Origin of the sequence: Burkholderia sp. b14 (assembly GCF_900156195.1) — a bacterium.
GTDB lineage: Bacteria > Pseudomonadota > Gammaproteobacteria > Burkholderiales > Burkholderiaceae > Mycetohabitans.
The window spans coordinates 412,506-425,352 of record NZ_FTPJ01000003.1; the positions used below are offsets into that span (position 1 = coordinate 412,506).

Consider the following 12,847-nt stretch of genomic DNA (forward strand, 5'->3'; position numbering starts at 1 on the left):
GCCGTCAAGAAGGGCGATTTGACTAAGAGTCGCTAACGCAAGTCGTCCACGAAGCGCGAACAGATAATGGCGGCGGCCAAGCGGAGCAAGGCGATATGAATGTCCAGACGCCGCTCGAAGCGGATGCGCAGCTTACCAAAACCGGCAAACCAGGCGTGCGTGCGCTCAACTACCCAGCGATGCCATCCAAGCCGCTCGTGCTTTTCTACGCCGCGCCGGGCGATACGTGCAGTGATTGCGCGTTGTTTCAAATAGCGTCGGCAGCGGACAAAGTCGTAGCCCTTGTCCGCATGCAGTTTGCCCGGGCGTTTGCGCGGCGAACCGCTCAAGCCCGGCACGGCTGGGAGGGTATCGAGGGTGCGCTCGAACGCCATCGAATCATGCCGGTTGGCACCCGTGACTGTGATCGCCAAGGGAACGCCTCGGGCATCTACGACCAGATGCCTTTTGCTCCCGAGTTTGCCCCGGTCCGTCGGGTTGGGGCCGGTTTCCTGGCCCCCCGGAGGCTGGCAATGCTGGCCGCATCCAGGCTCGCTCGCTCCCAATCAATCTGGTCATGTTCACGCAACCGGCAAAGCATCGCCAGATGCAGCCTGCTCCACACGCCTGCGGCCTGCCAGTCGCGCAATCGGCGCCAGCATGTCATGCCGCTGCCAAAGCCGAGCTCCTGCGGCAAGTCTTCCCATGGAACGCCTGTATGCAGGACATACAGAATACCGTTCAATGCCGCCCGGTCGTCAACAGTGCGCCGACGCCCGCCTTTAGGGCGTGAACGCTGGAATCAACGGCTCCAGCACCGCCCATAATTCATTGCTGATTTTGCGTCTTGCCATGACTCCAGGATACGAGCCTTACAGCCTGACGTCCAGGTTGCGTTAGCGACTCTAATACTACAGCCGTAACTATAATGGATTAAAATTACGAAGGGATTGTATGTGGCGCACGATTGATGAAGACACTGGTGCAAGGATGGGAGCGTGAGCTAGTGGCGTTGCACGAAAGGATTGCATGCCAGTTCAGTCGTTCGGAATCGCGACAGCGCTCACTGGCCTATTTGAAGGCTCTGTTGGGTGGGGTGGAGCGCAAGAATGGCTGGCAGCTAGCAGAGTGGATGGGTGAATCGACACCAGACAACGTACAGTATTTGCTTGATCGGGCCAGGTGGGATGTCCACGCCGTGCGTGACGTGCTGCGCCAGTATGTGGTCGAACAGCTGGGAGCCACGGATGCCGTGCTGATTGTGGATGAAACAGGATTCGTCAAGAAGGGCGAGCACTCGGTTGGCGTGCAGCGTCAGTATAGTGGCACCGCGGGGCGCATCGAGAACAGCCAGGTTGGGGTGTTTCTCTGTTATGCCGGCGAGAAGGGCAGTGCCTTCATTGATCGAGAGCTTTATCTGCCCAAAGCCTGGACAGAAGAGCCGGCGCGTTGCGCGGCGGCGGGCGTTCCTGAGACGGTCAAGTTTGCCACCAAGCCCCAATTGGCTCGACAGATGCTTGAGCGCGCCCTGGAGGCGGGCGTGCCCTGTGGGTGGGTGACGGGCGATGAAGTGTACGGGGGCGATCGAAGGTTGAGGCTATGGTTGGAATCGCGCAAGCAGCCGTTTGTAATGGCGGTGGCAAAGAATGAACCGCTATGGTGGCAGGGGCCGACGTATGTTCGTGCGCAGCGCATTGCACAGAGCGTGCCTGCCCGGGCATGGCAACGTTTGTCGGCAGGCGCTGGAGCGAAAGGCGAGCGCCTCTACGACTGGGCACTCATTGAGCTGTGTCGCTTGCAAACTAGCGCTGAGGAGCGCCGCTTCGGACACTATTTGCTGGTACGGCGCAGCCTCGATGAGAAACGGGAGCATGCCTATTACCTCGTCTATGCGCCCCGCAGCCAGGCCTCGAAGCAGGCACTGGTTAAGGTGGCGGGGCGCAGATGGCAAATTGAGACCAGCTTTGAGGCAGCCAAGGGCGAATGCGGATTGGATCAGTACGAGGTGCGCCGATGGCAGGGCTGGTATCGCCATATCACCCTCGCGCTGCTAGCCCATGCTGTTCTGGTGACGCTTAGCGCGCGCAGTAAAAAAAACGCCTGAAGGCAGGGTGCCGCTGAGCGTGCAGGAGATTCGCCGATTGCTATGCCGTCTTTTATGGAGGGGATTGAGCTCGATTAACACTGTTCTGCGATGGTCAATCTGGCGTCGCACCCATCAATGGCGAGCGCAGCAGGCTCATTATCGCGCTCGTGGTTGCGCGCCACCGTGAATAGTTACGGCTGTAGTACTAAATCTAATAACCGCGTTGGCCCGCTGTGGTGCTGCCTCAGCCTAGACAGTGCGGGTCATCGTCCAGCGTGTCCGGCGCATCGAGGAGATTGTGCGCTTGCGGCGGCGAAAAATGAGAATCGCGTGCCCTTCACGCTGACGCCAGCTGGTGCGGTTGGGTAAATGGGTGTGCAGAGCGCGACAGCGATGTCAGCAACGGCCAGCGCTGACCCTGCTGGCCCCGAAAGGCCCAGCCTCTAGACGTGCCGATAGTCCCATAAACTGGTCCAGGACGAAACGCTAGTACCGCTACGTCGTTCGAAGGAGCTGCCCCCATCGGTTCCGGCCCTGAATTTCAGGATCTTCACCCGGGCAGTGCTCCGAGCTCATGCGTGCTTTTTTTTCAACGTCGCAGCCGCACAGCGCGCAACTTGCCTGCGTTTTCATCAACTTGTAGACAGTAGCGGTGCTCGAAGTCCTGAGGTTGGGGCAGGCAAGGCAGGCTCGCAAACGCCGCTTAAGCACTTCGTCGTCCACAACTGAGAAACCGACCGCTCCCCAGCGGGCAAGCGCGTGCGAGGCTTGCTTCATCAACTCGAACGCACCTCGATCGCGGTCTTGCGCTTGCAGCTGTGGCCGTATGGGATTGGACAGCAAGGTGTTCAGGAACGCAGGGGTGCGGCGGCAGATCAACAGGTTGCGAGCGTATTCATCGGACTGCACGGCCGAGATCAGGACTTCATGAGAGACAGGAACATCCAACTCAAGGATCCTGGCCAGCTGGCGGCAGCCGTCTTCGATGGAGTTGAGCTGGATGTCCGCAATGGCTTGTATATCGGTCATGGTGACAGCCTCCCTGCTTAGTTCGGCGACACGAAGTTGAAGCTTCCGCTGTTCTGGGCTCCGAGAACGGACCCACCTGTCGACAAGACGTCTGTCACGGTGACCGTGAACTTGACGTTCATGGGTGACTCGACCATAAGCACGACGGTGGCCGCGGCTAAGGAACTGACTTGAGCGGACAGGACTTGGGGCAGTTTCGCCTTGGTGGCGCCGCACGAGAACTCGAAATTGTAGAGGTCCTTAACACTTGCGGAGTCAATTTCCTTGTTGAAGATCAGCTCGAGGCGCAACTGACCAGGATCTGAACTGTCAGTTATCACCGCCAGCAGTGCGAGATCGGCACAGGCGCAAAGCGGTACGTTGCCGCCGATGATGCCGGTACTAATTGAGCCGACGCGGCATTTGATCGAGGGATTGTTTGCTAAATCGTTTTGATCGCCTGCCGCGTTGGTTTCCGAGATCAATCCAAACACGGTCTTGATTTGATCAAGCGCGTTGTTGGGCAAGTCGTCCGAGTCGAGATAGAAGACTTCGCGGAAGATCGATGAGGTCGCGTAAAAGTCGGCCGCTGCCGCGTAGGTGAAACCATATTTGTCTTTCGGCGTGTTACCCAGGAGCCGGGCGATGCCTTGCGCAATGATGAACTTGTAGCCATCCGCATACAGCCCGTCCAGCCGCATGATCTCCCCAGAGATGACCAGGTACTTTTGTCCGTACATTTCAAACGCGTACGTGTTGAAGTTAGGATTGGCCTGATCTACCAAGATGTGAATGTCGGGATAGAACGCTTTGAACACTTTCAGCAGGTAATTGACTGCATCGAAGCCGGAGTCACTGTGCAGATCCCGGAACCTTGCTTTGGCATTATTGACAATGTCCGTGGCCTGGGCGTTCGTGAGGAACTGCGCCGCGCCGGGTGGGATATAGGTTCCGCCATTCGGATTGAAGGCGGTGAACCCTGCGGGCGCCGCAACGGTGACCAGATCTGTGCCGCGCTTTACGGCCGAGGCGCGGGTGACGTCGAGATGGGGGTTCGATGTGGAAAATTCACTGCTACCAAGCGCCGGGCTGGTGTCCGGTCCATCCATCAGCCCCCTCTTGATGAGCTCGTGCTGGTTGATCTGCAAGCAATAGTCACCGGACACCACGCCTGCCGAGTTGATTAAATGCCCGTCGAGCGACCCCGTAAAGTGGAGATCAGTTGCGACGTGATGTAAGCCTTTTGTCCATTTGCCAGACATTGAACTGAGGATGTCGAGCGACGTGCCTTCTGCGCTCATGAGCTGATCTTTGTGGGGCACTACCCTGTCTGCGCGTTTCAATTTTCCGTTTGCCAGAAGAAACAGGTGATCAACGGATGTAATCAACTTTTTGTTCTCCCCATATTCGATGAACATCATCGTGCTCGGCCAACCCGCGTCGCTGCCGCTGCTGAACGCCACAGAGCCTTTTTTCCAAGAAAGCTTTGCAGCAGTCCAGTCGCCGACCGTGATATCATCGCCGATAACAAACTGTTCGATCGCCTTCACTCCGTCTGGGATGGCGATCGGCGTGCCGTTGGCCAGGCAGGAACAGCAGCAGTAGCATATCTGGGTTCCATAGCCGTCGGGACAGGTGTAACCCCAAGTCGGATCGTAAGTCGGTTCCGTGATCTGGCCGGTCTGCCGGTTAACGCATTGCGCGGTTGAGATAGGGTAGAGCGGGTGACCCTGCCCATATTGGTTGCAGTTATCGTGAAAGGTTTGTGATTCCGTAAAGTTGTCGCAGTGCTGTTCGCTGCACACTTTGGCTTGTGGATTCAGGTTATGTACAGAATCCTCGCATCCTGGATAAATCGATCCCATTTTAGTTTCCTCTGGTTTAGGCTAGACAGGTTGTTAAGCAAGCATGTGAATGACTTGTTATGAACAACACGTTATGTGCTTCCCGTCACGCAAGTGGGAACATCGTGCCCGAAAATCCCGGCATTGATTGCGCTATACCTGCAGGGAATGCCCGGATTGGCAGCCAGATTGTCGGGATCGGCCGTACGATTCTGTGTCGATATCCCCGTTTGGAACAGCGTCTTGATCTGAGCTTCGATGCCATTGAGGAGATCACTGTCATCGGAGATGGAAAAGAACACTCGCGTGAGCAGCGTGGAGGTCGCGTAATGATCGGCCACGCCAATATAGGTTAAGCCGTTATGGTCAACCGGGGCCTGACCAAGAAGGCGCGCGACGCATTGCGCGATAATGAAACAGAAGGCTTCGTAGTACAGACAGGAGATGCGTATCAGCCCACCATGGATCACGACCTTTTTTCGCCCGTCGATGTAGACAAAGCTGCGCGTGTTTGGCGTCTGGTTGGACCAGTCGAGATAAAAGTCTATATCTGGAAAAGCGACCTTGAATGCGGAGAAGATCTCGTCGATTAGTTGCGGAACCACCGTGTCATCGAACGGGCGGGACGGCATTTGGGCAAGGTCTTGGGCCTGGGCATCGGTGACGAATTGCGCGTAACCGCTTTGCAAGAATGGAATATTTGCGCTGACTGCAATGCTCAAGGTTTTCGACGCCACCATGACAGGGGGTGTGCCACTCTGGCCGCTATTGAAAGTCTGGAAAACATATTGCGCCAACATCGAGATGGCCGGCAAGGTAATGGCTAACTGTCTTTTGCCCAGCGCGGCGGCGTCCAGGCTCCAGGTCGTGCCGCTTTGCGGGCAGGTAATGGTGGCGCTGGACACGGTGTCGGAGACCCGCCAGTTCAGCAAGACACTGGAGCCGGGGGCGGCAACGCTTTCTTCTGCCCAGAACTCTGCTATGGCCGGGTTAACCGTGATGGGATAGACGCTGGACTGGAAAATGAACGAGGTATCTGGATCTTCCTCTGCACTAACGTGCAGATAAAAAACACTGGATGCGTCAACGGCGTCCACGGTGTAGATAAAAGTGTGTGCCGGGATATTGACGACCGTGGTCTGGCCGTTGACGCTGTAGCTGATGCGGTAGTTCGCCAGATGGAGGTTCTGGCCCGTCCACACCAGCGTCACACTGTCACCTTGATTGATGATGGGCGTCGCACTGTAAAAATTGTCGAGCTGGAAGCTTTGAGGGAACTTGGGGATGGCCAGCGAGCCGCGATTAGCCTGCGGTGCGCCGTTCACTTCAATGTGTTCGGTGATGGCTATCATCGCCGTGCCGACCATGGTGCTGACCGTGAGATCGAAAACGAAGATCAGTCCGTCTCGTCCGATCTGGTAGGGGACGGCCGGCGACATCGAAAACTTTCCACCGGTTGGGGCCGGATGGCTCCATCCATCCGGCAAGCTCGGCGTCGTTGGTGTTACGCTATTGGTGATATCGCGCGCACCTGTACCTTCGGTCAGCACAAAGTCGATGCCCGTCAACGTGAAAGGCGCTTTGGCATTTGACACAATGATGGTCAGCCGCCCTAGATTACCCGCTTGCAGGACGCCGGGTTTAGTCAGGAACGAATAGGAAAGCAGAAGGTCACTCATCGGCAGCGTCTTTATCAAGGTTGGCCAGGAACCTAAGCCATCCGTCTTGGATCACCATGGACGGAGCGGACAACTGGGCGTTGGGCGAGCTGAAGGCGACTGCGTTGGATTCGAATTGCGTGGTGCTTGAGTGGCTAATCCACGACCAGGCCCCGTTCTGCTCTGCAAGGCGCGGGATCTGAATCGACGCTGCCGAAGTTAACAAGGAGCCCACGCTGAACGTAACCTCCATGTTGCTGAGCGCGCTTTCGAAGAAGCCGTGCGGTAGCGATATTTCCTTGACCGGCAGGATACCGGTAGCGCCGTGCAAGCTGCCTCGGGGGTCCATTAGCAGCGTGACGAAGGCAGGGCTGCCATTGGGCATCAGAGAAAGGTAATTGCCCGCTTTGCCACCGATCAGCTTGACGTAGGGGGAACTAGTGTCCAGTCCACTGGGGTAATGGACCGAGTTAAAGGTTTGGAAGCTGTCGTCAGCGTAATACCCGATCAACCCGTCTTTACGTAGGGCCAGGCTGCCGAGCCGCACGACGAAGCCAGTCTGGCTTATGGCGTTATCATTGGCGGTGAAGGTGTCGGCCCAGCTTTGGTTGGTGTAGGCATCGCCCTCCAGTTCCAGCGCAAGCTTCAAGCGCAGCACGGCCAGCGGCCTTCCGATTAGCACGGCCATGTCCGGATCCGACCGCGGACAGAGCGGATCAACCAGCCACAGCGATTCGTCAATCACCTTGACGAAGTTATCAAAGGTGGTGGTGGCCTGCTTTTGCGCAGCCATCAAACCGGTAACGACGCCGCGCAGATGCGTGTTAGGTATCTGGTCTGGCGTGGTAATCGGTGTCAGGCTGTCGGGCGCTGGGTACCAGGAGACTGTCGTCTGGTTGAGGTCCTTGCGCACCTCGCCCAGAAGCTGGCCCTGCTGGTCATAGACGGCGAGGGCGACGTCCAGGTGATTGGGCAGAAGCCAGCCACAAACTGGGTTGGCGTCTGCTGCCAGCCCCACTTCATTAGCATCGTTCGTGGCGTCCACCCAGCGCATCGCCAATTGCGCGGGTTGTACCAGACTGAAGGACTGTTGCACAAATTGCGCTGGCGTGTAGTCGCCGACCGCAATATTCGGGTTGGCCGGTGTGATTTGCTTCGAACGGATGGGTGTGAAGGCGGAGGCTTTGCCGCCCGTAGGATTGTTGTTGGCCGAGAGTAGGCTAACGGATTGACCGAAGCTGTCGACGACTTCGATATCATCAATCACAAAAAAACCGCCCATTTGCGGGAAAAACGTCGGGGAGACCGGGCCTTGGTCATAGTCCTGGTCGCCTTTGCTGGGGTCGGGCGAGCTCTGGTACTGGTTCTGCACCAGGGCCGCGACATCACCGATAGGCGGCCAGGCCTGACCCGACGAGCGCGTGACGAATCCATCGTGTAGGCCGCTCAGACGTTGCGACATCACCCCCCATGACCGGATCGCTGTCAGCAGGGTATCAAGTTTTTTCAACTTCGGCTGTGGCGTCCTGGACTTGGCGATGTAGTCGCGTAGGCGGTTCTCAAAGTTAAACACCGAATGCGATGACAGCACTGTGCGTCCGGTGTAGCCGACCACCAGACTTTCATCAAGGTGAACGCCGGTCCAATGGTAGTCGTCGCCGTCAAACTGCCATTCGTTGCGTTGGAACTGCCACGGCGAGCTGGCGTCCTTCTGGCTGTATGTGGGGAACCATTTGATGCTCCACTCTAGAAAGAGCGGATCCCACGGCTGCACCCACGCTGACACGGCCATCGGCAACGGCGCATAGGAGGACGCGTCGGCCCAGGCGCCGTTGCCGATGGCCATGCCGATATCAGTGGGCTGCACGTTCCCCATGAACAGGTTGCTGGCGATATTCTGCCAATTCGCAGGATCAAGAAAAAACGTTTCTTTGCAGAGTGCATACACTGGCGCAGGGATGCTCGCGTTCGCTATAGGCATGGGTATCAGCGCAGCCGAGTTGTCCGCCGTGACCGTTTTGCCATTAATCGTTAGCCCTGTGACAATCTGCCTTAGTGTGCGGCATGGCAAAGCCTCAGTGGACATCGCGTTGTCGGGATTGGCAATGCCGGAAATCAGCAGCACAGGGTCATTAGGATGCCAATAACGCGGGGCGCTTTTGGGCTTTAATAGCAGCGACGAGGGGAGCTTGAGCACGTCCTTGGCGTACGCTGCTATTGAAACGGCATCGGTGGAGACAGGGATGCTGCGGCTGGTAAAAGCCGCTGCGATTTTTTGCTGCATCCTCTGTATCTCCCTTACTAGGGCCTGGTACTCGGGCGAGGTCGCAGCCAGCGCGGCGGCGATCTGAGTCATATTATCGGGTGGATTGGCGGGCCCTAGGCCCAACACGTTATAGTTTTGATTCTTCCACCAGCGAGCATACAGCGTCCATTGCAGCGACGCCAGCTTGCGTTGGTTAGCGTTGAGGGTGGCCTGAGCCGTGTTCAGCGCAGCCAGGCCCGCGGCGTAGTCGGAAAGATCCGGCGGTTCGGCAGCCGGCAGGGCGGCGCCGTTCACCTCGCGTGCGCGGATTTCCCAAGACTGGCCACCGGATGTGGCACCATAGCGCGCCTGACGCGCCTTGTCGGCCACCAAGGTGCGGCCGCCAACATCGTCCAGCTCTTCCAGCGAGCCGTATTGCAACGCCTCCAGCAGTGTCAAATCGATGTCCTGATCGCCACTCGTAACGCCGATCAGTGCGGACAGGGCCTCTACCGACGTATTGCCGATTGCCACCTTGACGGAGTTGCCAATATCGTCAGGCACCTGCGTGGCGTCGCCCAACGGCATGCGGGCCGTTTGCCAGACCAGGGAATGCAGCATGCCGTGTACGATGGATTGTGTGGCAACCGGCCCCGTGTATTGACCGAGGTCGGACACTCCCTCGATGGCCCAATTCAGGCTGTTCAGTTGTGCCACAAAATCTGCCGTTTGCCCTGAAGCGCTTTGCAGCGGATCGAAATTTGGGTTGGCGTACCAGCCCGCGACTAGGTACGTCAACGCGGTGTTCTCGGGCAGGTTGGCCGCGTCGCTATCGACAAAGCTGAATACGTTTTGCGCCGCTGGCGCATAAGCAGAAAACGTCACGTCGCCGGGACCGACGGCGCGCAGATACATGGTGCCGGTCGCAGCGTTTTCGGTCCAGCTCGCGGTGAGCAGCTGCGATTTGCCGATTTTCGAGACCGCATTCAAACTGGCTAGGTTTTGCGACTGCGGGTCGAGGAAGGAAACTGTGCCGTCGGCCGCATTCAGATAGTCGCTCTCGACAATCCAGGAGGTCGGATCGACCTTGGACATGCCGTTTTGGAACCTGATGACCAGCCAACGGTTAGGCACCTCTGGGAAGCTGATCCTCGCGTCGCTTACTGCAAGGTATTGGATGTTCGTGGTATCTTGCTTGAGTTCGATAAGGTAGTGATGCGCATTTGGCCAGTCGATCACCTGCCAGCCCCTCGTATTCGCGTCTTCCTTCGGCGCCACTGAGACGCCGGTTGCCGCAAGCGCTAGGCTGTTGCGGCTGAAGGCGGCGGCCAGATCGCTGCTGACTACATTCTTGTTCAAGGCATTGACGATGTTGGCTACTGTTCCGGTGACAGTGAATAGGATCGTTCCAGGCCGACCATGCTTCAAGGCCTGCGGCAATTTCCAATGTAAATGGATACCTTGTTTCGGCGCGTCGCCGCCATCCTGGAACGGCGCGGGCGTCGGGCTATCCATGTTGTTCACCAGATGGCTGTAATTGTTCTGCCAGCGTCGGAACTTGGTGCCGTTGAGCACCGGCTGGTTCACCAGCATTGCTCGCAGCGCCATGGGGATCAGAAGTTGGGTTGTCTTTGTCACGGTTTTCACTTGGACGTTTGTGCTTGATTTGTGAATACCAACTGCTCGGGTACTTTGACCAATTGCAGCGCAAACTCCGCCGCATTCAGCGAAGCCTTGCCCAGCTTTGCAGCCAATGCGGCGTTCAAGTGCTTGACGTTCAGTACGCGGTTGGACTGGGCGCCGCGAAAGTCCGCCACAGTATCTAGGGTATAGATCGCGTCGGGCAGCACCTCGCCGTTGCCTAAATCGCGAATGGCGATTTCCAGCGCCTGTTGTGAGGGCTCTACACCGAAGCACAGTCCTTCGCTTGGCTCATCAAACTCGATCCATGCGGGAGCATCGGGGAAAAGGCAGATCAGTACGTTGGACGATAAGCGGTCCAGTCGCAGGAGCTGCATGCGATCGACACCTTGCGGCGCGCCATCGTCATTCTTGCCGACGGATCTGTAGCCTTTGATCTCTATCCCCGGATACTGCGTGAGTACGGCGGAGCGCAACAAAAAGCCGGCGATGACGCCATCCGTTGGATCCTTGTCGGTGGTCGGTAATCCCAGTAGCTTTTCGCGAATGTCCAGGATTAGCTTGTCCAAAGCGTCGCGAATTAGGTTCTTGGTAATCTTGTAGTAGTGGCTATCTTTGGACGATTGAACGCCGATACTCATCGCCCCGTCGATCAGGCTATCCGTCCAGTTCCGATCGAGATAAAAGAAGCGAATCGACTCTATTGGCAGCAGTCGCGTGTCCGCGACCAGATGATCAAAGGGTACGTCATACAACAGCGACGTGTGCGCCAACCATTCAACGATGGTCTGTAGTTCTTGCCCTTCGACGTCATTCAGCAGCGCCGCGACTTGGTCATTTTGTAAAAGCTTTTGCAACTCTTCGACTAATTGCGGCGGTAGTTCCGCATCTGTCGCTGCCGCGTCCGCTGCCGACGAAAAGCTGACGGCATTCGCATTGACGTTGGGCGCGATCAGCTTGGAAAAATCGTTGAGCATAAAATTGAGAAAGCTCTCGGTAATCAACTGATCGTGAAAAAACTGATTGATGTCGCCGTCGTAGGTGTCCAGGAAATTTTGCAATTGGTCTTCCTGCGCCAGATTCGCCAATAGATCGATAATGCGGTTCAGCTTGCGTCGCCAGTCCATCAGGCTGGTGGCAAAGGCGCGGTTGCCGAGCGCCATGAGTCTGCCTGTCTGCCAGGCCACCGAATAAGACAAATTAAACAGCCCGGTCTGGGGATCAAAAATCACCGCGTCGGACGCGGCGTTAAACTGCGGCAGGGCGGAGCCACGTGTAAAATTGTCGGGCTTCAGCGGCGACAGGGGGCTGCGATACCAGGACAGGGTTTTGTCCCCGTATAGCGAGTTGTACGCCAACGGCACATAGCCATTCTGCAAAGCTTTGCTAACAATCTTGTTAGGTGAGGCATCGTTCGTCATAACATCAGGCGCGACTGGCATGCGCAGGGTCAGGCCGGTGTTTTGTTCACTGGCGTCGGACATCAAATTCAGCATGAAACTGCTGAAGCTTTCCCCATGGTCAGGCAGGCACGTGAACGACCAGCTATACAGCGAGATCAACCTGACGGTGCTGACGCCCGGTGCGAACGTCGCGCCATCCGCCAGATAGGGTTTAAAGCCCTCAAGCGAGACTAGATGGACGAATTGCCTCGTGGGCCGGTCCGGATTGATGGGAAAGCGGTTGGCGACAATCAGCGAGAACCAGCCCGAATGGGTCATATTCAGGATTTCCTTGTGCTCCATGTTCACCTGACGCACATGCGCCAGGCTGCACAATTCGCTGGTCGCCGGGGCAGCGTTGTCGAGATGGGGCACGAGCGCAAGAAAGATTGAAGTAGACAGATCGATGGTGCGCACGATGTCGCCGTCGCTCTGTCCGTAGTCCAGGTGCGCGATGGATGGGCCGAGTATAGCGCCGGCGTTCAAGTTGCGGACGTCACCGAGCTGGAACGCGGCCGAGAGCGTCAGGGACGGCGCGGCCACGCCATTTTGCGGCACGCTAATTTCGGACCCGTCCAGTACCAGCAGCGCCATCCAGGGAGCGCCGCTGGTGTCGCCCTGTTCTAGCCAATGCTCCCAGGGCAGGGCGCGTTTGTTGAGGACAATTTGGGGCAGACAGTTGTCGAACTTGCCAGTACACCCATCTGCAGGAAACACGGATTGGACGTCGCCTGAGGCCAAGCTGAAACGCGGCGCCTGCACCGAGAAGTTTTGCATGCGCTGTAATGTTTGCTTTTCGCCGCCATAGACTAGATTTTGTAAGAGCGTGACGCTATAGTCGCCTGCCATCAGCGGCGGCACAATCTTGTCGAAGAACTCGATATTGCCAACCGGAAGGTTAGGGCTGCGGCGAATCTGGATTTCGCTGTTCATCTGGTTTCATT

At 57.3% G+C, this 12,847-nt stretch carries 6 protein-coding genes and 1 pseudogene; 1 reads left to right on the top strand and 6 read right to left on the bottom strand.

The window, feature by feature from the left end; all coding sequences use genetic code 11:
* Positions 1-32: 32 nt before the first annotated feature.
* Positions 33-833, bottom strand: a pseudogene (locus tag B0B13_RS06480) (IS5 family transposase).
* A 116-nt stretch (positions 834-949) separates the two neighbouring features.
* Between B0B13_RS06480 and B0B13_RS06490 the strand changes: the two are divergent.
* Positions 950-2,083 (top strand): IS701 family transposase, encoded by a 1,134-nt coding sequence (locus B0B13_RS06490; RefSeq protein WP_076795135.1) that lies wholly within the window; start codon positions 950-952, stop codon positions 2,081-2,083.
* A 477-nt stretch (positions 2,084-2,560) separates the two neighbouring features.
* Here B0B13_RS06490 and B0B13_RS06495 read toward each other — a convergent pair whose 3' ends face one another.
* From B0B13_RS06495 to B0B13_RS06515, 5 genes are all read right to left on the bottom strand, one after another.
* Positions 2,561-3,094 (bottom strand): hypothetical protein, encoded by a 534-nt coding sequence (locus tag B0B13_RS06495; protein WP_076795137.1) that lies wholly within the window; start codon positions 3,092-3,094, stop codon positions 2,561-2,563.
* Positions 3,095-3,111: 17 nt separating this feature from the next.
* Positions 3,112-4,938, bottom strand: a complete 1,827-nt coding sequence (locus tag B0B13_RS06500; protein WP_139337349.1) for a hypothetical protein — start codon at positions 4,936-4,938, stop codon at positions 3,112-3,114.
* Between the two features lie 71 nt (positions 4,939-5,009).
* The gene (locus tag B0B13_RS06505) at positions 5,010-6,596 is read right to left on the bottom strand and encodes a hypothetical protein (protein WP_076795141.1); all 1,587 of its coding nucleotides are present in this window, start codon (positions 6,594-6,596) and stop codon (positions 5,010-5,012) included.
* A complete protein-coding gene (locus B0B13_RS06510) occupies positions 6,589-10,458 on the bottom strand; it encodes a hypothetical protein (protein ID WP_139337350.1) in 3,870 nt (1,289 codons plus the stop codon). Before B0B13_RS06510 ends, B0B13_RS06505 begins: the two co-directional genes overlap by 8 nt.
* 5 nt (positions 10,459-10,463) lie before the next feature.
* Positions 10,464-12,836, bottom strand: a complete 2,373-nt coding sequence (locus B0B13_RS06515; protein ID WP_076795145.1) for a hypothetical protein — start codon at positions 12,834-12,836, stop codon at positions 10,464-10,466.
* Positions 12,837-12,847 lie beyond the last annotated feature (11 nt).

Coding starts and splice junctions, on each gene's coding strand:
- B0B13_RS06500 (WP_139337349.1), bottom strand. CDS start 4,938: ATGGGATCGATTTATCCAGGATGCGAGGATTCTGTACATAACCTGAAT.
- B0B13_RS06495 (WP_076795137.1), bottom strand. CDS start 3,094: ATGACCGATATACAAGCCATTGCGGACATCCAGCTCAACTCCATCGAA.
- B0B13_RS06490 (WP_076795135.1), top strand. CDS start 950: ATGAAGACACTGGTGCAAGGATGGGAGCGTGAGCTAGTGGCGTTGCAC.
- B0B13_RS06515 (WP_076795145.1), bottom strand. CDS start 12,836: ATGAACAGCGAAATCCAGATTCGCCGCAGCCCTAACCTTCCGGTTGGC.
- B0B13_RS06505 (WP_076795141.1), bottom strand. CDS start 6,596: ATGAGTGACCTTCTGCTTTCCTATTCGTTCCTGACTAAACCCGGCGTC.